This is a genomic window from Janthinobacterium sp. GL_088 (genome assembly GCF_057837845.1).
This window is the reverse complement of sequence record NZ_CM174453.1, coordinates 1,785,164-1,807,216: the sequence shown is the minus strand read 5'-3', so window position 1 is coordinate 1,807,216 and position 22,053 is coordinate 1,785,164. Positions and strand designations below refer to the sequence as shown.

Sequence of the window (22,053 nt, the reverse complement as noted above, 5' to 3'; positions counted from 1 at the left end):
GGCCACGCTCAGGGCACCAGCACGCCCAGCTGCCGCAGCAGCGTCAAATTATCTTCCAGGTGCCAGTTGTCGCTGATGCGTCCCTGCGCATTGACCCGGTACAAATCAAACGCGTAAAAGTCGATGGATTGCCCCTGACCGCGCAGCTCGCCCTGTGGCGTGGGGAAGACGCCCGTGAAATGGCCCGTAAAATGCAGGCGCAAGGTGACCCGGTCACCGGCTACCAGCATGTCGTCGATGGTCACCTGCAAGTCCGGCACGGCAGCGTGGAACACCTGCGATGCCTGCAGCGGGCCGGCCCATCCCTGTGGACGCCCGGCGGGCAAGGTGCGGTCGGTAAAATCGTCGGCCAGCGCCTGGCGCGCCACGGCTGGATCGCCGCTCTGCCAGAACGCGGCGTAGCGGCGCGCGGCCAGCACCACCTTGTCGGTGGCAGCGGCACCGGCCAGGTGGGCCGGCATGGGCAGATTGACGACGGCATGGGCTGGCGCGGCGGCCAGCAGCGACAGGGCGAGGATGGCGGGGGCAAAAGCGGGCATGGTAGTTCCAAATGAGTTGATCGGCGTGCCTACTGCAATGGCACACCGTCATTCTGGACTCGCTTGCCCCACTTGATAATTGGCCCTGCGCTTGAATCAGTTGCTTGCAGAAGTTGAAAATCAGCGCCCGCCCGCCACGTCGAGGATGCTGCCCGTCACATACGTGGCGTCCGGTCCCAGCAGGTACAGGATGGCGCCGGCAATTTCTTCCGGCTGGCCGCCCCGCTGCATCGGCACGCCGGACGCCAGGCGCGCCACCCGTCCCGGCTCGCCGCCCGAAGCGTGGATCTCCGTGTAGATGATGCCGGGCCGCACGCCGTTGACGCGGATGCCCTCGGCCGCCACTTCCTTCGCCAGGCCCAGGGTCAAGGTGTCGACGGCGCCTTTCGAGGCAGCGTAATCGATGTATTCGCCCGGGGAGCCGATGCGCGCGGCCACCGACGAGACGTTCACGATGCGCCCGCCCTGCCCGCCATTCGCCGTCGACATGCGCCGCACGGCTTGCTGGCAGCACAGGAAATAACTGATCACGTTGGTGCGCAGCACGCGTTCGAGACGCTGCACGGAAATGTCGGCCAGCCGGCATTTCTGCTCCAGCACGCCCACATTGTTGACCAGCGCCGTGAGCGTCCCCAGGCGCGCGTCGATTTCCGCAAACAGGCGTTCCACGTCCGCTTCATCGCTGACGTCAGCCTGCACAGCGATGGCCTCGCCCCCGTCGGCCACGATGCGCGCACACAGTTCCCCGGCCGCCTGCGCATCGCGCACATAATTGACGCACACGGCATAGCCCTGGCGCGCCGCCAGCTGCGCCGTCGCTGCACCGATGCCGCGGCTGCTGCCGGTAATCAAGATCACTTCCTTCATTGTCCCTCCTGAATAGTTGTGGCTTCATCATACGCGGACGAAAAAAAAACCCGCGCGCGGCGGGTTTTTCGTACTGATACTTTCAATTTCGGAAATGCGTCATGGCGTAAGTCAAGTGCTGCCACCAGTGTTCGCGCGACCGCACGGACGCCAGGCATTTCGCATCGACCTCGTTCTTGAACGCGGGGTCCACGCAAGCCTTGGTGACCAGCGCATTGCGCTGGTTTTCCACGCTGACGACGGCGATCGCCAGCCACGCCACGAGGGCGAAGGCCAGCGCGCACAGGGTCCAGGGCAGCTGTTTCATGACGTTCTCCGTTTACTTCTTCGCAGGCGCCGGGGCGCGCTCTTTCAGCACGCGCGCCACCAGTTCATCCATCACGCGCAGGGTCGCTGCCTGGGTTTGCGGCTCGGACTGGCCAGGACGCGACAGCTGCGCCGGCGACGTGACGAAGCGGCCATCGATGACGATGGTCGGCGCGCTGTCGATCTTGCTGGCGGCGATCAGCTGCTCGTTGCGTTTCAGCTTGGTCTGCACGCCGAAGGAATTGAACATGTCCAGGTACTTCGCCTTGTCGATGCCGTTCTTCACCAGCAGGTCGAGGATGGCGTCATCGCGGTTCAGGCGGTTGCGCTCGACGTGGATGGCGCGGAATATCTTATCGTGGAACTGGTCCAGCTGGCCCATCGCTTCCAGGGTGGCATAGGCGTGCGCCTGCGGGTCTTTCGGGCCGGAGAAGGCCAGGTGGATGCGGCGGAAGGCGATCTTGTCGCCCTGCTTCTTGACCCAGTCGTGCATCAGCGGATCGAGCGCGTAGCAATGCGGGCAGGAATACATGAAGTACTCGACCACTTCCACCTTCTTGCCCGTGTCCGTGCGCACTGGCGTCGGGAGCGTGGTAAAGCCGGTATCGGCCGCCATGGCGCCGCCGGTGGCCGCCACCAGGGTGACGGCGGCAAGCAGGGGACGCAAGAAACGCAGAAAACGCATAATAATCCTTCATCATAAATGGTCGTGAACGGGGCGAGATTACCACTTTTTGCGCCGGGCGATGAGGCCCGGGCGGAAAAAATCCGTGTTTATCGCCCCGGTTTGTGCCCGCTTAAGCCGCATTTAAGCCCCGCTGCGCTCGCTCCTCAAAAATGGTAGCGCGCCGACATGCGCAGCTGGCGCGCGTCGTTGAGGTAAATGCTGGAACGGCAACCGGGCGCATCGCCATAATGGCGGCGGTTGGCCAGGTTGCTGCCGGCCAGTTCCAGCTCCCAGGCGCCCAGCTTGCGCACATAGCGCCCGTCCACGGTGGCAAACGCAGGCACTTGCGCCAGGCAGCTGTTGGCGAAATCGGGACCATAGCGCAGGGCGCGCAGCCATTGCACGCCCACGTCGGCACTGGCGCCGCCCTGCCCCGTCCAGTACAGGCGCAGGCTGGCCAGGGTTTTCGGCACGAGGGCGATGTCCGGGCCGTCGTAGGCGTAATCGTCATAGCGCGCATGCACTTGGCGCACTTGAGCGTCGAGGCGCCAGTCGCGCGCCAGCGCCATGCTGGCCTCGATGGCGATGCCGTCTCGGCGCGAGGGGTCGAGGTTGCCCGCAAAGCCCAGCTGGCCCAGGCTCTGATCGAAGACGATCTGGTTGCTCAGGCGCTCGCTGAACACGCGCACGGAAGCGCTGCGCGCCGCATCGCCGAAGGTGGCGCCCACTTCCATGTCGCGCCGCAGCTGGCCCGCCAGGGGGCGGTAGCCGGCACTGGTATAGCCATCGTCGTCGATGCGGTAGCTGCGCGCAGCCTTGGCGTACACGCTCAGTTGCGGGCGCAATTGCAGGCTGCCCTGCACGTCCCAGGCATTCTGGTTTTCCCAGTCGCTGCCGCCGGCGGGCAGGTCGGCCGGATCGAGCTGGAACTGTTCATGCCGCAGCCCCAGCAGCAGTCGCGGCGCATACGGGCCGCCGAAGGCCAGTTCCTCGCGCAGCAGCAGCGCGCGCGAATACTGGCGCCGGCGCGCATCGCCATCGCGGCCCGAGCGCCGCTGCCACTGCATCAGGTCCAGGCCCACTTCCGTATCCGTGCCCACGCCGCCCACCTTGCCGTAATGGCGCAGGCGCGGCGCCAGTTGCCGGCGACGGCTGCTGTAGGTCGATTCACTGCTGCCGTCCTCGCCCGCATAGTGGGCCGCGGCGCGCTTTTCCCGCTGCGACAGTTCCACGCCCAGCTCGAACTTGCCGACATAGCGCTGCACGAAGGCGCTGGCGCGCCGCACCTCATAGCGGTACAGGTCTTCGGGACGGGCCGCCAGCAAGGCCAGGAACGGCGCCTCGGGCGCGGGATAGCGGGTGTCCTGGTTCAGCTGGTCGGCGCTGAAGCCGAAGCGGCCCTGGCGCGCCTTCCATTCCGCGCCGCCGTTGAAGCCGCGCTGGTGAAACACGCTGCCATCGCGGTAATTGCCGTTGCGCAGAGCGTCGACGGCCGCATCGAGCGTCATGCCGCCCTGCTCGCGCGACAGGGCGCCGCGCACGCTGTGCTGGCCGCCCTGCCCCAGTTCGGCGGACACGTCGCCATGCGTGACGCCGCCATCCACGCCATTCACGCCATCCTGCGCGCACGCCGGCATGGCCAGGGCGCACAGCAGCAAGGCGCGCGTAGCGATGGTCAGGACGGGAGGGGCAGGCATCATGGCGGCAGGCTTGAGGCGTCACCGCGGCGCGGGCGCGCGCTGGTGGAACGGAGCGATGGCAAAAGCGAATCATTATACGCACGGCGCGCGGCGCCGCAAGCGCCAGCCCGATGGTACTTTCCTTATGCCAATATTTTATTGGTGATTTGGCATTTTTGTAGGTATATTAAGCTAGCTGCGCCCGGCGATCCTGGGCGCAGCCGACTGCATTTAAAAATCAACAATAAGAAGTCACTGTGGGAGTCACGCATGGAAAGTCGTAGCACAACGCGCCAGGGGCCACCAAGTCCCCGCGGCACGCGCCGCAGCATTGGTTTTTTCCCCATCTCGGGCAAGCTCAAAGCCCTCTCCATCGCCGCCCTGCTGCTGGCCGGCCTCGCCCTGCAGGCCGACCTGTTCGCCCAGCCGGGCCAAGGCAAGCCGGCCAGCGCGCCCAAGCCGCTGGCGCCATCGGCCGACGGCATCGCCCTGGCGTCGCCGCACGCGTCGGCCGTCAGCACGCCCAGCGCCAGCAACGCCTGGGGCGGTGTGCGCACGGGCGCGCAAGCGACCCTGTCGGACCGCGTGGTCGACTACCAGATCGAAGCGACGCTCGATCCCGTCAAGCACACGATCGACGGCCAGCAGAAACTGCGCTGGCGCAACCGCAGCGCGCAAGCCGTCAGCAGCGTCTACCTGCACTTGTACCTGAACGCCTTCGAAGGCGAACATTCGACCTTCTTTACCGAAAAGCGCAAGCTCGACACGGGCTTCCGCTCGGGCGTCGACACGCGCGACGGCGAGTGGGGCTACATCGAACTGCGCAGCATGACGCAGAACGGCGCCAAGGCGCCCTGGCATTTCGTCCAGCCGGACAACGGCCCGGCCACCGACCGCACCGTCGTGCGCGTCGACCTGCCGCAAGCCGTCGCGCCGGGCGCCGAGACGACGCTCGACATCCGCTTCTTCGACCAGCTGCCGCGCGTCATCGCGCGCACCGGCTATTTCGGCAGCTTCCACCTGGTGGGCCAGTGGTTCCCCAAGATCGCCGTGCTGGAACTGCCCGGCGAACGGGGCGCCACCGCGCCGCGCTGGAACGCGCATGAATTCCACCTCAATTCGGAGTTCTACGCCGATTTCGGCAACTACGACGTAAAGCTGACCGTGCCCAAGGAGTACACGGTGGGCGCCACGGGCGAATTGCAGGGCGCGCCGCAGGAAAAGAACGGCATGCTCACGCATCACTATGTGCAGGGCGACGTGCACGATTTCGCCTGGACGGCCGACAAGCGCAGCGCGCAGCCGCTGACAGGCAGCTGGAGCGGTCCTGGCAGCCCGCCCGTGACCATCAAGGTGCTGTACCCGCCCGAATACGCGTCGAACGCGGCACCCGCGCTGCAGGCGGCGAAGGATTCGCTCACGTATTTCTCGCGCACCCTGGGCCCGTATCCGTACAAGACCCTGACGGTGGTGATTCCGCCGTTTAACGCGGCTGAAGCGGGCGGCATGGAATATCCGACCTTCATCACGGCGTCGAGCTACGCCAACCTGCAGCCGAAGACCATACCCGAATTCGGCCTCGATTTCGTCACCATCCACGAATTCGGCCATGGCTATTTCTATGGCATCCTGGCCTCGAACGAATTCGAGGAGCCGATCCTCGACGAAGGCTTGAACGAGTACTGGGACCAGCGCATGCTGCGCGCGCGCGACCAGCACATCCACGCCACCACGCCCCTGCTCAAGCGCCTGGGATTCGATCCCGTCTTCAAGGTCTTCGAATTCGAGCGCATGGCCGCGCCGCGCCAGGATGCGGCCGACCCGCTGGGCCAGAACGCGTGGAACCGCCTGCAGGGCGTAGGCCCCGTCTACAGCCGCACGGCCATCACCATGCGCGACCTGGAAGCGCGCATCGGCAGCGAAGCCATGGAACGGGGCTTCAAGGCCTATTACGAACAGTGGAAATTCCGCCATCCGAGCGTGGCCGACCTGCGCGAAACGCTGGCCGAGGCGACGGGCCAGCGCCGCATCGTGGAACAGGTCTTCGCGCAGCAAGTGTATGCCAGCGCGAATATCGACGACCGCATCGGCAGCTTCACCAGCGAAGAGCAGACGCCGCTGGCCGGCACGGCGCTGGTGAACGGCAAGCGCGTGGAACATACGGCCGAAACGCTGGAAAAAGAGGAGAAAAAGGTGCGCGAGGCGTGGGACAAGGCGCATCCGGACGCCAAGCCTGGCACGGGACCGTATCCTTATCTCACCAGCGTGGTCTTGCGCCGCCGCGGCGCGCCCGTGCCGCAGGTGCTGCTGGTGAAGTTCGCCGACGGCAGCTCCGAACGCGTGGTGTGGGATAACGAGCAGCTGTGGCAGCGCTACACCTGGAGCAAGCCCGTGAAGGCCGTCTCGGCCGAACTGGACCCGGACCGCGTGCACTACCTCGACGTCAACAAGCTTGATGACAGCCGCACCCTGAAAGCCGATACCTCGGCCTCGCGGCGCTGGAGCTTCGACCTTGCCGCCGTCTTCCAATACCTCCTTTCCCTGATTGCCATCGTATGAGCGCCACTTCCACGACACGGGCCAGCGGCCTGACCCTGACCATGCGCGCCAGCCGCGCCGCCCTGCAATGGCGCTTGCTGCTGCTGTGGGCGGGCCTGCTGCTGATCCCCGCCATCCTTGCCGTCATTCCCCTCTGGCGCACCCTGGGCGCCAGCCTCGATAACGCCGTGCATGCGGCGGCCCTGGCGCACAAGCTCGACCTGATGACCCTGGCCGACCTGGTGGCCAATACGGGGCGCAACGGCGCCGCCATCAGCCAGGCCGCCATCACGGGCATCGTGCTGGCCCTGCTGCTGTCGCCGCTGCTGACCGGCCTGGTGGTGACGGCCGCGCGCGCGCCGGTGCCGCTCGGCTTCGGTCCCCTGCTGACGGGCGCCTTCAGCGAATACGGCCGCATGCTGCGCATGCTGTTGTGGAGCATCGTGCCGCTGGGCGTGGCGCTGGCGATCGGCGCCGGCGCGCTGAAACTGGCCGACAAGCACGCGGCGAAAGCCATCCTGGAAGCCGACGCCGATCTGGCCCGCCACCTGGCCTTGCTGCTCACGGGCGTGCTGTTCCTGCTGGCCTGCGCCACGCTCGACGCCGGCCGCGCGGCGCTGGCTGTCGACCGTCGCCGCACCTCGGCCGTCAAGGCCTGGTGGCGGGGTCTCGGCATGCTGCGCCGGCGTCCGCTGGCCAGCCTGGCCATCTACCTCGTCATCACCGTGCTGGGACTGGCGCTGTATGCGCTGCTGGGCGTGGCGCGCCTGAACCTGGCCGCGCCCGGTCCACTGGCCATCGTGGCCGGCCTGCTGGTGACGCAGCTGGCGGCGCTGGTGCTGGCGTGGATGCGCAGCGCGCGCCTGTTCGCGCTGATCGACGTCAAGCGCTCGCTGGCGTAATCAAGTCCCCAGGCGCCCTTCATCGGCAAGGAAGTCGATGAAGGTGCGCACTTTCGAGGACAGGTAGCGGCGGCTCGTGTAGACGGCGTACACCTTGCCGCCCGCCAACTTGAAATCATCGAAAAGGCGCACCAGCCGCCCGGCCGCCAGATCCGCATCCGTCTGCCACGACGGCAGCAGCGCGATGCCCATGCCGTCGAGCGCGGCCGCATGCAGCAGGCTTTCGTTATTGCATTGCAGGACAGGCGAGAACTTCACCGTCTCGCGTCCCTGCGGCCCGTCGAAGGCCAGCTCATTGCCGTTCGCCAACAAGGAATAGCTGATCATGGCGTGCCGCGCCAGGTCCTGCGGCAGGTGCGGGTGGCCCGCGCGCGCCAGGTAGGCGGGCGCGGCCACCAAGTGGAATTCGATGCTGCCGATGGGCCGCGCGATCAGGGTCGGTGATGGGGCCTGGCTCACGCGCAGGGCCAGGTCGAAACCCTCTTCCACCAGATTGACGACTCTTCCGCTGAGGTCGATGTCGAACGTCACTTCCGGGAAGCGTTCGCGGTAGGCGGCCAGGGTGCGCGTAAAGATGGCGTTGGCGAACCAGACGGGCGCGCTCAGGCGCAGCATGCCGCGCGGCACCACCGTCGTGCGGCCCACGGTCGCTTCCACCTCGTCGAGATTGTCGAGCATGTCGCGGCACTGTTCAAAATACACCTTGCCGATTTCCGTCAGGCTCAGGTGGCGGCTGCTGCGGTTCAGCAGGCGCGCGCCCAGGTGGCGCTCCAGGTGCATCACATGCTTGCTGACCATGGCCGGCGACAGATCGAGGCGCTCGCTGGCGCGCACAAAACTGTCGAGTTCCACCACGGCGCGAAACACGCGCATGCTGCGCAAGGTATCCATGACCATCCCATCATCAACAAAATGGAAATGATATATCAATAATTGCGACCTTGATCAACTGACTGCGCATAACTATCATGGTCCCATCATCAGCCATTCCTTCTGGAGCCGCCATGCAAGAGCACACCTTCCCTACTTACTTCCTGTCGCACGGCGGCGGCCCGTGGCCGTTCATGAAAGACCAGTTCGGCGGCCGCTACGACGTGCTGGAAGCGTCGTTGCAGGATATCCCGCGCCAGATCGGCGCGCGGCCGAAAGCCGTGCTGGTCGTCACAGCGCACTGGGAAGGGCCGCAATTTCTCGTTTCGGCCAGCCCCCGGCCGGGCATGATCTATGACTATTCGGGCTTCCCGCCGCACACGTACCAGATCCAATACCCGGCGCCCGGCGCACCGGAACTGGCGGCGCAGGTGAAACAATTGCTGGACGCGGCCGGCCATCCAGCGCGCCTCGACCACGAGCGCGGTTTCGACCACGGCACCTTCAGCGCCCTGTTCCCCATCTACCCGCAGGCCGACATGCCGCTGGTGCAACTGTCGCTGAAACACGGCTACGACCCGCTCACGCACGTCGAGGTGGGCCGCGCGCTGGCCAGCCTGCGCCGGCAAGGCGTGCTGATACTGGGCAGCGGCCTCAGTTACCATAACCTGCGCCAGTTCGGCCAGGCGGGCGCCGTCGCCTCGCACCAGTTCGACGCCTGGCTGCGTCAGGCCATGGCCTTGCCCCCAGAACAACGGCTGGAGCAATTGCTGGCCTGGGACCGTGCACCCGGCGCGCGCCAGGCCCATCCGCAGGAAGACCATCTGCTGCCGCTGATGGTGGCGCTCGGCGCGGCCGAGCAGGAAGCGGCGCAGGTGGTGTACCACGAGGAGAATTTCTTTGGGGCGCTGGCGGTGACAAGCTTCAAATTCGGCTAATCGGCTAGCACATGAAAAAAGCGCCGCGACATTGCTGTCGCGGCGCTTTTTTCATGGTGAAGCGGTAACTTACGTGCCGCGCTTGCCGCGCGCCGCATTCTTCGCCTTCTCGGCAGCAATTTCCGCTGCCTTGGCCGCTTTCTCCGCCATTTCGGCCGCGTGCTGGGCCAGCAGGGCCGCGCGCGTGTCCGGCGTTTCCAGCGAAATACGTCCGAGGATGCCGCTGCGGTAGTCGAGCAGCAAGGTATGCGAGGCTTTCTCGAAATCGTAGTCGCCGCCCTTGATGCGGAAGCCGCGCTTGGCGGCGATGCCTTCGACCACGCCGATGGCGTCGACTTCATCGACCTTGGTGCCGTAGCGGGTCGCCAGCAAGTCCGGGTAGCGCTTGAGCAATTCTTCGGCCAGGAATACGGCCACTTCCTCTTCGATCAGTGCGTTCGAGCCGATGGCGTGGCTGGCCGCCAGCATCAGGCCGTCGCTCGGGATGGCGATCTTCGGCCACAGCATGCCGGGGGTGTCGACGAGGATGGTGTTCTTGTCCAAGTACAGCTTTTGCTGCATCTTTGTAACAGCCGGCTCGTCGCCCACCTTGGCCACGCGCTTTTTCAGCAACGCGTTCATCAAGGTCGACTTGCCCACGTTGGGGATGCCCATGATCATGATGCGCAGCGGTTTCGTCGGCACGCCGCGGTGCGGCGCCAGCGATTTGGCCAGGTCCGGAATGCGCGCCACGTCGCCCGGCTTCTTGGTCGTCATCGCATACGCGGTCACGCCTTCCTGGGCATTGAAATAGGCCACCCAGGCGGCTGTCGCGGCAGGATCGGCCAGGTCGGTCTTGTTGAGGATTTTCAGGCAAGGGCGCTGGCGGAACAGGCGCAGCTCGTCCACCATGGGATTGCAGCTGGCTGCCGGCAGGCGCGCGTCCACCACTTCAATCACCAGATCGGTGTTTTCCATGGTCTCGGCCGCTTTCTTGCGGGCCGCGTTCATGTGTCCTGGGTACCATTGTATCGCCATGCTCTTGCTTTCAAAATCGTTCGGTCAATCCGCTATTTTACGTGGTTGCCGCCACGACGTCCCATTTTCCGCCGCCAACGCCAGCCGTGCGACATGAACGAGACAATTGGTGATAATTTGGCAGTTACATGAATGATAAGATCCGCAGTCCGTCCAGCCTGGACGGGTTTCCCCATCGCAAGCTTAACCTGGCACGCATTCCATGCATCTTCCCCGCTTCTGCCTCCTCGCCGCCCTCTACGCCTGCCTGCTGCCCGTCATGGCCCAGCAACAAGCAGCGGCGCCGGGCGACCCGGTGAACCAGGAAATGCAGCAGATTGTCGACGTGCAAAGCACGCGCGATCCCGACCTGCGTCCCTACCGCACCATGCTCAGGGGACTCGACGCGTATGCCGATCACCAGCGCCTGGCGCCGGGCGCGCCGCTGCGCTTCATGCTGATCCCCGCCACGCCCCAGGCCAGGCTCGATGGCGTGACCTTGCACCTGTCGGCCGACAACCTGTCGATCCCCGTGCCGCTGGCAGCGGACGGCGGCTTCACCTTGTCGCGCGACAAGACCGCCTACGATGCGAATGCCGACCTGGTCAGCAACAAGAAGCGCGACACCTTGCGCTGGCGCGCCGACATCCACACGCCGGGCCTGCCCCAGAACGTGCGCCGGCTGGGCGACTTGCGCCTGGAATGCGAAATCCGCTGGGCCGTCGAGCAGGATGAGCTGTCTTTTGTGCGGCGCAACCTGTTCCGCCTGGCAGGCGGGCCGTGCCACTCATCGCTGATCCACGTGCCGTTTCCCGTCGTGCGCAAGCTGCTTGCCGTGCAGGCGCGCTCGGGCGAGCGCACGCTGGACATCCGCGTCACGCAAGACCGGCAGCGCTACGTGCCGCCGCTGCATGACGTGAACTGGGACGACAATACCCTGCTGACCCTGACCTATGCCGACGATGGAAAAATGGCCGAAGCCGCCCCGGCTGCGCCCTTGCAGGCGGCGCAGCGCCAGTAAAGGCACCGCTCGCGCAGCCAGGTCAAATATTTCCACATGGATTCTTATATTTACTGAAAGAAACAAAAAAGTATGCTCTAATATCGCCTCTTAAATGAAAAGCAATTATTTTCCAGGCTGGCTCCGGGAGATACGCGATGGGAATAGCTCGATATGATGATGGAACACACTGGCACGGCGCCAGCGGTACACGGGGAATGCGAACGTGGCAGCTCGCGCCCGGCCAAGGCGGCGCCCAAGCGCGTGCCGCGCAATGGCAGCCTGTTGCAGTGGAAGAAGGAATCCCTGCAGTTGCAGGGGCAAGTGGCGCAGCTGGAAGAACGGTTGAAGCGCCAGAGCGCCGACAGCTATGGCTTGCAAGTGCTGTATGACCAATTGGTCAATGAAATCAAGCACCACCGCGACATGTTGCAGCTCGACAGCTTCGATGCGGATAAATCATCGCTCGTCTACACGCAAGCCTGGCGCCGCTTCATGGCTGGCGACGCGCTCGACTACCAGACGCACCGCCACACGAATTCCCGCAGCCGCCCCAGCTTGCTGTAGTTATAACTCAACCGTTACAGCGCAACCATTACAGCTCCGCCAGCGCCTTCACGTGCGCCGCCACGCTGCGGCCCAGGGATGACAGGTTGTAGCCCCCTTCGAGGCAACTGACGATGCGGCCCTTGCCATACTGATTGGCCACGGCCATCATTTGCTGCGTCATCCACGTGTAGTCGGCCTCCACCAGGCCCATGCCGCCCACGTCGTCTTCGCGGTGGGCATCGAAACCGGCGGAAATGAAAATCATCTGCGGCTGCTGTCGGTGCAGCGCAGGCAGCCAGTGGTCGAGCACCAGCTGGCGCACGGCATCACCCTTCGAACGGGCCGGTACGGGCACATTGACGCGCGTGTCCGTATACGATTCCACGTCGCTGTACGGATAGAACGGGTGCTGGAAAAAGCTGACCATCAGGATGCGCGGATCGTGCGCCACGGACTCGGCCGTGCCATTGCCATGATGCACGTCGAAATCCACGATGGCGACCCGTTCGAGCCCGCGCACGTCGAGCGCATGCTTGGCGGCGATGGCGACATTGTTGAACAGGCAAAAGCCCATGGGCTCGCTGGGCCGTGCATGGTGGCCGGGCGGGCGGATCGCGCAAAAAGCGTTGCTGATCTCGCCGTCAATGACGGCGTCCGTGGCGGCCACAGCCGAACCGGCGGCGGCCAGCGCCGCCTCGTAGCTGTGCGCGTTGAGCAGGGTATCGCCGTCGAGCGGGTAATAGTCACCGGCCGGTGGCACGTTGTCGCGCACGAGGCCGATAGCCGTGGCGCTGTGGTTGCGCTCGATATCGGACAATTGCGCGCGCACGCCATCGCGGTGCTCGACCAGGTCGCTGATGTGCGCGAGGATCAATTGATCGTTGATGGCCTGCAAGCGGGCCGGCGATTCGGGATGCCAGTCGCCCATTTCGTGGCGCTGGCAATCGGGATGGGTATAAATGGCTGTGCTCATGCGCTGTACTGGTTACCTATGTCTCTGTCCATTCTCCGGGAACACTGCATGGCATTCCTGTTCGCCCTGCGCGTTCTCGCATAAAATCACTGGCTGGTCTGGGCCGCCGTCGCTGCCACTCTAATCTACCACGTGCACGACACGGGCGGGCGGCACGGCTTGACCTGGCCAAAGCGATTGTAAATTAAATAATCCGACTTACTGTGATAGAAATAGCATGTTTTCGAAAATACACCAGGCCGCACAGCAGATCGGCGAAGTTCTCGTCGGCAAACACTTGCAGATCCGCCAGGCCCTCGCCTGCGTGCTGGCCGGCGGCCACCTGCTGATCGAAGACGTGCCCGGCGTGGGCAAGACAACGCTGGCGCACGCGCTGGCCATCTCGCTGGGCCTGCAATGGAAGCGCCAGCAATTCACCAGCGACTTACTGCCTGCCGACGTGGCCGGCATGAGCGTGTATGACCGGGGCAGCGCCAGCTTCCTCTTTCATCCCGGCCCCCTGTTTACCCAGGTGCTGCTGGCCGACGAAATCAACCGCGCCACGCCGAAGACGCAATCGGGCTTGCTCGAAGCGATGGAAGAGCGTCAAGTGACGCTCGACGGCGTCACGCGCGCGCTGCCGCAGCCGTTTTTCGTCATCGCCACACAAAACTGCGCGCACCAACTGGGCACCTTCCCCCTGCCCGAATCGCAGCTCGACCGTTTTCTCATGTGCGTCACCCTGGGCTACCCCGATGCGGCGGCCGAACGGGAACTGCTGCTGGGTGCCGACCGCCGCGCCATGCTGCAAACCTTGCCGGCCGTCATGAACGCGGAAGAATTGCTGCAGGCGCAAGCGGGTCTGCGCGCCATCCACGCCTCGATCGCCGTCGTCGACTACGTGCTGTCCCTCGTGCATGCCACCCGCGTGCCAGGCGTGTTTGCCGATGGCCTGAGCCCGCGGGCCGCGCTGGCCCTGCTGCAAGCGGCGCGCGCCTGGGCCGCCCTGGCCGGACGCGACCACGTCACGCCCGACGATGTACAAGCCGTGCTATTACCCGTCTGCGCCCACCGCCTGCATGCGGCGCAAGGATCCACGGACAGCCGCCACCTGCTGCAGCAATTGCTGCTGGCAACCCCCGTCTGACCGCCGTGCGCCTGCGCACTATCCGCTGGCTGCCGGCGCGCCCCTGGCTGGGCGCGCAGCGCGTGCATATCCGCCCCTCGCGCGCGGGCCTGGCGTTTGCCGCGCTGCTGCTGGCGCTGTGGATCGCCGCCGTCAATTACCGCCTAGGCCTGGGCTACGCGCTCACGTATTTCGCGGCCGCCTGCGCCATCGCCGACATGCTGTTTGCCAGCCGTAACCTGGCGGGCCTGGCGCTGGCCGCCACGCCGGGCAAGTCCGTGTTCGCGGGTAGCCACGCCACGTTCACCTTGCGCCTGATCAACCGCAGCACGCGCCCGCGCCATGTGATCCACGTGGCCGTGCACGGTTCAACGGCGGCACCCGGCCTGGCCGATATCGATGCCCACGGAGAAACGGCCATTCATATCGTCGTAGCGGCGCGGCAACGCGGATGGCTAGCTGCGCCCTCCGTGCGCCTGTCCGGCAGTTTCCCGCTGGGCCTGTTTCTCGCCTGGTGCCATTGGCAGCCCGAAGCGCGCCTGCTCGTGTATCCGCAGCCCGAACACAACGCGCCGTCGTTGCCCTTGCCTGCAGGGACAGAACAGCCGGCAAAGCAGACACCACAACAACCACGCACGTCCGATGGCGCCTTGGAACTGGCGGGTGTGCGCGCCTACCAGCCGGGCGACCCCTTGCGCCGCCTGGCCTGGCGCCAGATCGCCCGCCATGACGGTGAGCATTTATTCAGCAAGCAATTCCAACTCGCCGCCGACGCGCAGGTCGGCACAGACCGTGGCAGCATCGTGCTTGAGTACGCCGCCCTGCACATGCTGTCGCCGGAAGCACGTTTGTCGCGCCTGGCCGCCTGGGTGCTGCAGGCGGAACGCACGGGCTTGCCGTACGGTTTGCGCCTGGGCAAGCTGACTTTGGCGCCGGCCCTGGGCGCCAGCCAGCGCGACGCCTGCCTGCGCGTGCTGGCCCTGCATGATTTGCCGCGCGATTTTCCACAGGAGTTGCCGCAACATGAGGCCATGGCATGAGGCAATGGCTGACCAACTTGCCACGCGACAAGGCCGACATCGGGCTGCTGTTGCTGGCTGCCGCCATGGTGCTGGCGCCGCACGCGCTGCACCTGCCCCCATGGCTGTCGGCCGCCGCTGCCGCCCTCCTGCTGTGGCGCGCCATCATCACCGTGCGGGGCCGGCGCCAGCCGCAGCTGGCCGTGCTCGCGCCGCTGGCCTTGCTGGGCATCGCCGCCGTCCACGCCAGCTACGGCACCGTGCTGGGGCGCGATGCGGGCGTGGCCATGCTGGCCTTGCTGCTGGCCATGAAATCGCTGGAAATGCATGGCCGGCGCGACATCTTCGTCTTCGTCTTCCTCAGTTTTTTCCTCCTGCTGGCGAACTTCTTTCATGCGCAAGGCATCCTCAGCGCCGCCTGGATGCTGGCCACCGTCATCGTCCTGCTGACCGGCCTGCTGTCGGCCCAATACGGCGCCGTGCAGCCGCGCCTGGCGCAAAGGTTAAGTTTGCTGGGACGCATGCTGGCGCTGGCCATCCCCCTGTCGGCCGTACTGTTTCTTGCCGTGCCGCGCGTCGACGGCCCCTTGTGGGGGACGGCGCCAGAAGGCGCCCAGGCGCGCACGGGCTTGTCCGACAGCATGCAGCCGGGCGCCATCGCCTCGCTGGCCCTGTCCAGCGAACCCGTCTTCACGGCCCGATTCAGTACACCACTCCCGCCGCAAGACCAGCTGTACTGGCGCGGCGTGGTGCTGGGCGACTACGATGGCGCCACCTGGACGCGCCGGGGCGCGAAGGGGCGCGCGCCAGCCAGCGACAACCGGATAGACATCGCGCTGGAAGGCCAGCCCAGCCAATACGAAGTGACCTTGCAAGCAAGCGGCCAGCGGCGCATCTTCGCGCTCGACGTACCGCGCAGCATCGAACGCCTGCCCGGCAACCCGTATGTCGTGTCGTCCGCGCTGGAAGTGCTGACCATACAACCTATTACTTCGACCGTCCGTTACCGCGTCAGTTCCCTGCCCCGCTACCGTTTGCAAGCCGGCCTGTCTTTGGCCCAGCAACAGCCATGGCTGGCCTTGCCCGCAGGCAGTAATCCGCGCAGCGTGGCCTGGGCCCGCGCCCTGCGCGGCCAGGGCGCACAGGCGCTGGCACCCGCCGACGCCATCGCCGCCGTGCTTGAGCACTTCCGCCGCGCGCCCTTCCGCTACACCCTGCAGCCGCCACTGCTGGGCAAGCATGGCGTCGACGACTTCCTGTTCACCACGCAGGCGGGCTTTTGCGAACATTACGCGGGCAGCTTTGTCGTGCTGATGCGCGCGATGGGCATTCCCGCGCGCGTCGTCATGGGCTACCAGGGCGGCCTGCGCAACAGTGACAGCGCCAGCGCCAGCCTGACCGTGCGCCAGTCCGACGCCCATGCCTGGAGCGAAGTGTGGCTGGCGGGTCGGGGCTGGGTGCGTATCGATCCCACCGGCGCCGTCGCGCCCCTGCGCACCGAGCGCAACCTCGACGCCGCCCTGCCGCCGGCGCCGTCGCCGCTGACGGCATGGCGCGCCTTGGCCGGCCTCGATGGCGGCGCGCACGGGGCGGTGGCCGCGTGGCGCCAGCAATGGCAGCAGGCCGAGCAAGCCTGGAGCCGCTGGGTGCTCGACACCACGCCGCAACGCCAGCGTGCCATGCTCGATGGCTTGAAAAACGTGCCAGCGAAAAAGCTGGCACTCGCTTGCGCCGTGCTGGCCCTGCTGGCCGCCGCGGCTGGCGCGCTGGTCTGGTGGCGGCAGGTGCGGCAAGGCAATCCGCTCGACGCCCTGTACGTACAGTTTTGCCAGCAGCAGGCGCGGCGCGGCTACAGCCGTGCGCCGCATGAAGGCCCGCACGGTTATGCTGCGCGGTTGGCCGCAGGCAAGGCCACACAGGAGGCGCACGCCGCCATCGCACAGTTTCTGGCAATCTATGCCGCGATGAAGTATGGTAATGCCAACCCAGACGAACAATTCCACGCGCGGCGCAGCTTGCGCCGCCTGTTAACCCAATGCCGATGAGACGCTCCTTGTTACCGATCAAAACCTCCGCCCTGTCCCTGCTCCTCTCCCTTCCCTTGTGCCTGTCCACCGCGCACGCTGGCGAAAACAGCAATATTTCCGCTGCTGACCGGGCCCGTGCCGTGCGCGCGGCCAAGGCGCCTCCCGTCAAGGCAGCCGCAAAAAAAGCACCGGCGAAATTCGACTTCGAAGGCGAATTTGTCGACTATGCCAACTGGAAAGAAGTACGCGCCTTCCTCGACGAGATGTCCGCCAAGCACGGCTTTAACCGCGCCGAACTCGATACCCTGATCGGCAAGGTGCGCTATGTCGAGTCGACCGTGCAACTGATGAAGCCGGCCCCGCCGGGCAAGCCGAAGAACTGGCAAGCGTACAGCGCCCGCTTCATCGAGCCGGTACGCATCAATGCGGGCGTGAAATTCTGGGAAGAGAACGCGGACGCGCTGACGCGCGCCGAACGCGAATATGGCGTGCCGGCCGAGATCATCGTCGGCATCATCGGCGTGGAAACTGTTTACGGACGCAACACGGGCCGTTTCCGCGTGCTCGACGCGCTGACCACCCTTGCGTTTTCCTACCCGGAAAGCCCGACCCGCGCCGCGCGCATGGAGTTTTTCAAGGGAGAACTGGAAAACGCGCTGCTGTACGCGCGCAAGGATGGCATCGATCCCTTGACTCTGCTTGGCTCGTATGCGGGCGCCATCGGCCTGCCCCAGTTCATGCCGAGCAGCATCATGAAATATGCGGTGGACTTTGATGGCGATAGTCACATCGACCTGCGCAATTCCACGGCCGACGCCATCGGCAGCGTCGCGCATTTCCTCGTCGAACACGGCTGGCGGCGCGACGATCCGGCCATCAGCACGTATTCCGTCACCGTGTCGGCCAGCCGCGCCTGGGAAAAGTTCATCGGCCAGGGCTTGCAAGCGAAGTACCGGCTGGCGGAATTGCAGGACGCGGGCGTGAGTGCCGCCCCGTCCACGCCCCAGAACATGCTGTTCGGCCTGATCGATCTGCAAAATGGTTCAGAAGCAACTGAGTATCACTTGGCAACCAATAACTTCTTTGCTATAACTCAGTACAACAGAAGTTATTTTTATGCCATGTCAGTCATCGACTTGGGCAAGGCCATCAGTCAAGTGCGCGCACGCTAACCGAAAGTCGGTGTAAAGTTATAATATTACTTGTAAGAAAGCGTAAGGGATGTTGAAGCGACCAGAAAACAAGTCTATGGTAGGGCCGATAACATGTGCCAGCCTTGCTCGCCAGCCTTTGTGCGGCACGGAATACGGAAATGGTTTTATACTTAACTTTTGTCAAAGTACAATTTTTGTTCTATCATAGAGCATAATAAAGAATAAATAGGTGTTGCAACAAGACAACAGCTATTTTGTACAAAGCAAGATTACTGGGCTTTCCGGCCTGAAATTGAATCCTGTTGTACAATTGTGTATATATTACGAAAAACTGTATCCCGGATCGTACCGTGTGTGAATTCGTTCCTTTTAGTAAAGAATGAACATGAACGCAGCAAGAGCGAGCTCCGAGTGTTTTTTACTTTGCAGTGCAACTACAGAAGGAACAATAACATCATGACAAACCAAGTCGGCATTGATATGAACAGCGATTCGGACTCCGACGATCTGCTTCAATACAACCCAAACAGATTGCTCGATACCCTGATCGAAAACCTGCGCCTGAAAAACGACGCAGCCTTGTCCCGCGCGCTGGAAGTAGCGCCACCAGTCATCAGCAAAATCCGCCACCACCGCCTGCCGGTCGGCGCATCGCTGCTGATCCGCATGCACGAAGTCAGCGACCTGAGCATCCGCGACCTGCGTTACCTGATGGGTGACCGTCGTAACAAATTCCGCATCAGCGACAAGCAATTCAAGCCAAAAGAAGGCGAAACGCCACAAGGCTGATCCTGCCAGTTTCGCAGGTTTTCCCTCCCCGCCATGGGGAGGGGGTATTTCCAGCAGTTCTCAGGCCGTTCTGGCCGACATTATTTTCCCGTATCAACTATCAAGCAGGAAAGACTCCGGTGGACAAGTATCGGTCGCCGCGATCGCACACGACAAACACGATGGTCGCGTTTTCCACCGTCTGTGAAATGCGCAGCGCGATTTCGCACGCGCCGGCTGCCGAGATGCCGCAGAACAAGCCCTCTTCCGCCGCCAGGCTGCGCGCCATGCGCTCGGCCACGCCCTGGCTCACGTATTCCACCTGGTCCACGCGCGACTTGTCGTAAATTTTCGGCAAGTATGCTTCCGGCCACTTGCGGATGCCGGGAATCTGCGAACCTTCCTCGGGCTGGGCGCCGATGATCTGGATGGCGGGATTCTGCTCTTTCAAGTAGCGCGATACGCCCATGATGGTACCCGTCGTGCCCATGGCGCTGACGAAATGCGTAACCTGGCCATTCGTATCGCGCCAGATTTCCGGCCCCGTGCTTTCATAGTGTGCGCGCGAATTGTCTTCGTTGGCGAACTGGTCGAGGATCACGCCACGGCCATCCTTCTGCATCTGCTCGGCCAGGTCGCGCGCATATTCCATGCCGCCCGTCTTCGGCGTCAATAAAATGTCGGCGCCGTAGGCAGCCATGCTCTGGCGGCGCTCCACGCTGAGATTGTCCGGCATCAAGAGCAGCATCTTGTAGCCGCGTAAGGCGGCGGCCATGGCCAGCGCGATGCCCGTATTGCCGCTGGTCGCCTCGATCAGGGTATCGCCCGGCTTGATGACGCCGCGCTCTTCAGCGCGCTTGAGCATGGACATGGCCGCACGGTCCTTCACCGAGCCTGCCGGATTATTGCCTTCCAGCTTGCCCAGGATGACGTTGTTGCGCGCAAGCGCATCGGCACCCGGCAAGCGCGTCAGCTGCACCAGCGGGGTATTGCCTATCGTATCTTCAAGTGTCTTGTAAGCCATCGTGTCTGTTTGAGTAGGTTCAACAAAGACCCATTCTAATATGAGATGCCGGCCTGCGTATCGCTGATCGGCTCCAGCAGCCTGGCCCGCGCGCGCCCCTTGCTGCGCCGCCACATGCGGCATGGCGCCTGCCGCACTGCCATTTCCGGGCGTACACAAGGGGTATTGCGGCAGGCGCGCGCCGCATGCGCTAGACTCGTCACTGTTAGTTATTTTTGTTATTTGCTTATTCAGCCTCCGAACGGACTCGCCATGGCCAGCAGCACACCCGAATTCATTCCCGAAACGACGCAGGACGATCCCGTCCAGTTCGCCACGCTCGACTTGCACGGCCGCAGCCACCAGATCTCGCCCGTCTTCAATGGGCTCGAACTGCAGCGCTTGCAGCGCTATGGCACGCTGCAGCGCTTTGCCGATGGCGATACGCTGTTCGAGGCAGGCAGCAGCAGCTTCGGCATGCTGGTGATACTGTCCGGGCGGGTCAGCATCAAGCGCCACGAAGTGATGGGACAGGCGTCCGTCCTGCGCGAAGTGGGCGTCGGCCACTTCATTGCCGAGGTAGCGCAATTGTCCGGCCGCCCCACCCTCGTCAACGGCAGCGCCGTGGGCGCCGTGGAATTGCTCGACATCAGTTCGGAATCCCTGCGCGCGCTGATCGTGGCCGAGGCGGAGATGGGCGAACGCATCGTGCGCGCCCTGATCCTGCGCCGCGTGGCGCTGATCGAATCGAATTCGGGCGGCCCCGTGCTGGTAGGGCCGCGCGGCAATGGCAATCTGTTCCACCTGCAAAGTTTTCTGTCGAGCAATGGCCATCCGCACACGGTGCTTGATCCGTCCACCGATGCGGCCGCCGCCGCGCTGGCCGAGCGCTACCAGCCTACGCCGCAGGAATGGCCGCTGGTGGTCTGTCCTGACGGCAAGATCATGAAGAATCCCGGCAATGCGGAACTGGGACGCTGCCTGGGCATGCTGCCCGATTTGTCCGGTGACAAGATCTTCGATGTGCTGGTGGTGGGCGCTGGCCCCGCCGGCCTGGCCACGGCCGTGTATGCCGCCTCCGAAGGCTTATCGGTCCTGGCGCTGGAACAGCGCGCGTACGGCGGCCAGGCGGGCGCCAGCGCGCGCATCGAAAATTACCTGGGCTTTCCCACAGGTATCTCCGGGCGCGCGCTGGCGGGGCGCGCCTATGTGCAGGCGCAAAAATTCGGCGTCGAGATCGCCACGCCAGCCAGCGCCGCCAACCTGCTGTGCGACACCTGGCCCCTGCGCGTCAACTTGTGCGACGGCACGCAGGTGCGCGCCCGCACGGTGGTGCTGTCGTGCGGCGCGCGCTACCGCCGCCCCTCGCTGGCCAACCTGAAAACGTATGAGGGACGGGGTGTGTATTACTGGGCCTCGCCCATCGAAGCCAAGCTGTGCCGGCAGGAAGAGATCATCCTCGTTGGCGGCGGCAACTCGGCCGGCCAGGCGGCCGTGTTTCTCTCCGGTCACGCCGCCAAGGTCCACATGGTGATCCGCGGCGAAGGCCTGGCGGCCAGCATGTCGAGCTATTTGATCGAGCGCATCGCCGCCACGCCCAACATCACTTTGCACACGCACACGGAAATCATCGCCCTCGAAGGTGACGACGATGGCTTGACGGAGGTGCGCTGGCGCAACAACCGCACGGGCGAGGAAGCCGCTTGCGCCGTGCGCCGCGTCTTCCTGTTTGTTGGCGCCGATCCGAACACGGACTGGCTGCACGACTGCGCCGTGGCCGTCGATGAACAGGGTTTCATCCGTACGGGCTTCGACGTCACGCGCGCCGAATGCCGCGCCCACGGCCATGCCGCGCATTTACCCTACCCGCCACCCGGCTTGCCGGAGCGGGCCGCGCTGGAAACAAGCGTGCCGGGCGTGTTCGCCATCGGCGACGTGCGGGCCGGTTCCACCAAGCGCGTGGCCGCCGCCGTCGGTGAAGGCGCGGCAGTTGTTTCCCAGATTCACGGCTTCCTGGCGCGGCTGCCGGCCGGTTCCGCCTGAAAATCGTGCATTGTAGAAACTGCTACAATCGGCTGTCGCCATCCCGCTGAAAGAGTCCGCATGCCCCACACCACCCGGCTTTCCTCGCGCCGCAGCATGCCCGCGGTGCG

The 22,053-nt window shown here is 64.6% G+C and carries 20 protein-coding genes; 11 read left to right on the top strand and 9 right to left on the bottom strand.

Going from position 1 to position 22,053, the window contains the following annotated elements:
* Positions 1-8 precede the first annotated feature (8 nt).
* The 5 genes from AC3IQ7_RS08220 to AC3IQ7_RS08200 all read right to left on the bottom strand — a co-directional run bounded on the left by AC3IQ7_RS08220 (position 9) and on the right by AC3IQ7_RS08200 (position 4,079).
* Entirely contained in the window at positions 9-539 is a 531-nt protein-coding gene (locus AC3IQ7_RS08220) for an ester cyclase (RefSeq protein WP_099378914.1), read from the bottom strand.
* Between the two features lie 120 nt (positions 540-659).
* Positions 660-1,406, bottom strand: a complete 747-nt coding sequence (locus AC3IQ7_RS08215; RefSeq protein ID WP_099378913.1) for an SDR family oxidoreductase — start codon at positions 1,404-1,406, stop codon at positions 660-662.
* 82 nt (positions 1,407-1,488) lie between these two features.
* Positions 1,489-1,713 (bottom strand): hypothetical protein, encoded by a 225-nt coding sequence (locus AC3IQ7_RS08210; protein WP_099378912.1) that lies wholly within the window; start codon positions 1,711-1,713, stop codon positions 1,489-1,491.
* A gap of 12 nt (positions 1,714-1,725) precedes the next feature.
* Complete coding sequence (locus AC3IQ7_RS08205; protein ID WP_070219418.1) at positions 1,726-2,397, bottom strand: thiol:disulfide interchange protein DsbA/DsbL; 672 nt, start codon at positions 2,395-2,397, stop codon at positions 1,726-1,728.
* A 146-nt stretch (positions 2,398-2,543) separates the two neighbouring features.
* Positions 2,544-4,079: a TonB-dependent receptor domain-containing protein gene (locus AC3IQ7_RS08200; protein ID WP_489208933.1), complete on the bottom strand. Its 1,536-nt coding sequence runs from the start codon at positions 4,077-4,079 to the stop codon at positions 2,544-2,546.
* 249 nt (positions 4,080-4,328) lie between these two features.
* On the opposite strand from AC3IQ7_RS08200, the gene AC3IQ7_RS08195 reads away from it, so the two are divergent.
* Positions 4,329-6,617, top strand: coding sequence for a M1 family metallopeptidase (locus AC3IQ7_RS08195; protein WP_489208931.1), 2,289 nt, complete (start codon positions 4,329-4,331; stop codon positions 6,615-6,617).
* Positions 6,614-7,498 carry a hypothetical protein gene (locus tag AC3IQ7_RS08190; protein ID WP_489208929.1) on the top strand — a complete coding sequence of 295 codons (885 nt, stop codon included), beginning with the start codon at positions 6,614-6,616 and terminating at the stop codon, positions 7,496-7,498. The genes AC3IQ7_RS08195 and AC3IQ7_RS08190 overlap by 4 nt, the downstream gene beginning before the upstream one ends.
* Here AC3IQ7_RS08190 and AC3IQ7_RS08185 read toward each other — a convergent pair whose 3' ends face one another.
* Complete coding sequence (locus tag AC3IQ7_RS08185) at positions 7,499-8,389, bottom strand: LysR family transcriptional regulator (RefSeq protein ID WP_489208927.1); 891 nt, start codon at positions 8,387-8,389, stop codon at positions 7,499-7,501. It abuts the gene before it with no gap.
* 113 nt (positions 8,390-8,502) lie between these two features.
* Here AC3IQ7_RS08185 and AC3IQ7_RS08180 point away from each other — a divergent pair, with 113 nt between their 5' ends.
* Positions 8,503-9,306 carry a DODA-type extradiol aromatic ring-opening family dioxygenase gene (locus AC3IQ7_RS08180; protein ID WP_099378909.1) on the top strand — a complete coding sequence of 268 codons (804 nt, stop codon included), beginning with the start codon at positions 8,503-8,505 and terminating at the stop codon, positions 9,304-9,306.
* Positions 9,307-9,375: 69 nt separating this feature from the next.
* On the opposite strand, the gene ylqF is transcribed toward AC3IQ7_RS08180, so the two are convergent.
* Positions 9,376-10,296 carry a ribosome biogenesis GTPase YlqF gene (gene ylqF / locus AC3IQ7_RS08175; RefSeq protein ID WP_035825692.1) on the bottom strand — a complete coding sequence of 307 codons (921 nt, stop codon included), beginning with the start codon at positions 10,294-10,296 and terminating at the stop codon, positions 9,376-9,378.
* 229 nt (positions 10,297-10,525) lie between these two features.
* Here ylqF and AC3IQ7_RS08170 point away from each other — a divergent pair, with 229 nt between their 5' ends.
* Together AC3IQ7_RS08170 and AC3IQ7_RS08165 are read left to right on the top strand one after the other, a co-directional pair.
* Entirely contained in the window at positions 10,526-11,323 is a 798-nt protein-coding gene (locus tag AC3IQ7_RS08170; protein WP_489208924.1) for a hypothetical protein, read from the top strand.
* Between the two features lie 153 nt (positions 11,324-11,476).
* The gene (locus tag AC3IQ7_RS08165; protein WP_099378907.1) at positions 11,477-11,869 is read left to right on the top strand and encodes a hypothetical protein; all 393 of its coding nucleotides are present in this window, start codon (positions 11,477-11,479) and stop codon (positions 11,867-11,869) included.
* A 28-nt stretch (positions 11,870-11,897) separates the two neighbouring features.
* Here the strand turns inward: AC3IQ7_RS08165 and AC3IQ7_RS08160 are convergent, their stop codons facing one another.
* The gene (locus AC3IQ7_RS08160; RefSeq protein ID WP_099378906.1) at positions 11,898-12,824 is read right to left on the bottom strand and encodes a histone deacetylase family protein; all 927 of its coding nucleotides are present in this window, start codon (positions 12,822-12,824) and stop codon (positions 11,898-11,900) included.
* Between the two features lie 217 nt (positions 12,825-13,041).
* Here AC3IQ7_RS08160 and AC3IQ7_RS08155 point away from each other — a divergent pair, with 217 nt between their 5' ends.
* The 5 genes from AC3IQ7_RS08155 to AC3IQ7_RS08135 all read left to right on the top strand — a co-directional run bounded on the left by AC3IQ7_RS08155 (position 13,042) and on the right by AC3IQ7_RS08135 (position 18,918).
* The gene (locus AC3IQ7_RS08155; protein ID WP_489208922.1) at positions 13,042-13,950 is read left to right on the top strand and encodes an AAA family ATPase; all 909 of its coding nucleotides are present in this window, start codon (positions 13,042-13,044) and stop codon (positions 13,948-13,950) included.
* Between the two features lie 5 nt (positions 13,951-13,955).
* Positions 13,956-14,969: a DUF58 domain-containing protein gene (locus tag AC3IQ7_RS08150; RefSeq protein WP_489208920.1), complete on the top strand. Its 1,014-nt coding sequence runs from the start codon at positions 13,956-13,958 to the stop codon at positions 14,967-14,969.
* Complete coding sequence (locus AC3IQ7_RS08145) at positions 14,966-16,993, top strand: transglutaminase TgpA family protein (protein WP_489208918.1); 2,028 nt, start codon at positions 14,966-14,968, stop codon at positions 16,991-16,993. The genes AC3IQ7_RS08150 and AC3IQ7_RS08145 overlap by 4 nt, the downstream gene beginning before the upstream one ends.
* Positions 16,994-17,001: 8 nt before the next feature.
* Entirely contained in the window at positions 17,002-18,147 is a 1,146-nt protein-coding gene (gene mltB, locus AC3IQ7_RS08140) for a lytic murein transglycosylase B (protein WP_489208916.1), read from the top strand.
* A gap of 438 nt (positions 18,148-18,585) precedes the next feature.
* On the top strand, positions 18,586-18,918 hold the full coding sequence (locus AC3IQ7_RS08135) for a hypothetical protein (RefSeq protein ID WP_034751784.1): 333 nt from the start codon (positions 18,586-18,588) through the stop codon (positions 18,916-18,918).
* 100 nt (positions 18,919-19,018) lie between these two features.
* Here the strand turns inward: AC3IQ7_RS08135 and cysM are convergent, their stop codons facing one another.
* Positions 19,019-19,921: a cysteine synthase CysM gene (gene cysM, locus AC3IQ7_RS08130; protein WP_035825682.1), complete on the bottom strand. Its 903-nt coding sequence runs from the start codon at positions 19,919-19,921 to the stop codon at positions 19,019-19,021.
* Positions 19,922-20,173: 252 nt separating this feature from the next.
* Between cysM and AC3IQ7_RS08125 the strand changes: the two genes are divergently transcribed.
* Positions 20,174-21,943: an FAD-dependent oxidoreductase gene (locus AC3IQ7_RS08125; protein WP_489208913.1), complete on the top strand. Its 1,770-nt coding sequence runs from the start codon at positions 20,174-20,176 to the stop codon at positions 21,941-21,943.
* The last annotated feature ends 110 nt before the right edge of the window (positions 21,944-22,053 follow it).

Bases quoted from the DNA above. Each gene is read 5' to 3' on its own strand.
- AC3IQ7_RS08220 (WP_099378914.1), bottom strand. From the start codon at position 539: ATGCCCGCTTTTGCCCCCGCCATCCTCGCCCTGTCGCTGCTGGCCGCC.
- AC3IQ7_RS08215 (WP_099378913.1), bottom strand. From the start codon at position 1,406: ATGAAGGAAGTGATCTTGATTACCGGCAGCAGCCGCGGCATCGGTGCA.
- AC3IQ7_RS08210 (WP_099378912.1), bottom strand. From the start codon at position 1,713: ATGAAACAGCTGCCCTGGACCCTGTGCGCGCTGGCCTTCGCCCTCGTG.
- AC3IQ7_RS08205 (WP_070219418.1), bottom strand. From the start codon at position 2,397: ATGCGTTTTCTGCGTTTCTTGCGTCCCCTGCTTGCCGCCGTCACCCTG.
- AC3IQ7_RS08200 (WP_489208933.1), bottom strand. From the start codon at position 4,079: ATGATGCCTGCCCCTCCCGTCCTGACCATCGCTACGCGCGCCTTGCTG.
- AC3IQ7_RS08195 (WP_489208931.1), top strand. From the start codon at position 4,329: ATGGAAAGTCGTAGCACAACGCGCCAGGGGCCACCAAGTCCCCGCGGC.
- AC3IQ7_RS08190 (WP_489208929.1), top strand. From the start codon at position 6,614: ATGAGCGCCACTTCCACGACACGGGCCAGCGGCCTGACCCTGACCATG.
- AC3IQ7_RS08185 (WP_489208927.1), bottom strand. From the start codon at position 8,389: ATGGATACCTTGCGCAGCATGCGCGTGTTTCGCGCCGTGGTGGAACTC.
- AC3IQ7_RS08180 (WP_099378909.1), top strand. From the start codon at position 8,503: ATGCAAGAGCACACCTTCCCTACTTACTTCCTGTCGCACGGCGGCGGC.
- ylqF (WP_035825692.1), bottom strand. From the start codon at position 10,296: ATGAACGCGGCCCGCAAGAAAGCGGCCGAGACCATGGAAAACACCGAT.
- AC3IQ7_RS08170 (WP_489208924.1), top strand. From the start codon at position 10,526: ATGCATCTTCCCCGCTTCTGCCTCCTCGCCGCCCTCTACGCCTGCCTG.
- AC3IQ7_RS08165 (WP_099378907.1), top strand. From the start codon at position 11,477: ATGATGATGGAACACACTGGCACGGCGCCAGCGGTACACGGGGAATGC.
- AC3IQ7_RS08160 (WP_099378906.1), bottom strand. From the start codon at position 12,824: ATGAGCACAGCCATTTATACCCATCCCGATTGCCAGCGCCACGAAATG.
- AC3IQ7_RS08155 (WP_489208922.1), top strand. From the start codon at position 13,042: ATGTTTTCGAAAATACACCAGGCCGCACAGCAGATCGGCGAAGTTCTC.
- AC3IQ7_RS08145 (WP_489208918.1), top strand. From the start codon at position 14,966: ATGAGGCAATGGCTGACCAACTTGCCACGCGACAAGGCCGACATCGGG.
- AC3IQ7_RS08135 (WP_034751784.1), top strand. From the start codon at position 18,586: ATGACAAACCAAGTCGGCATTGATATGAACAGCGATTCGGACTCCGAC.
- cysM (WP_035825682.1), bottom strand. From the start codon at position 19,921: ATGGCTTACAAGACACTTGAAGATACGATAGGCAATACCCCGCTGGTG.
- AC3IQ7_RS08125 (WP_489208913.1), top strand. From the start codon at position 20,174: ATGGCCAGCAGCACACCCGAATTCATTCCCGAAACGACGCAGGACGAT.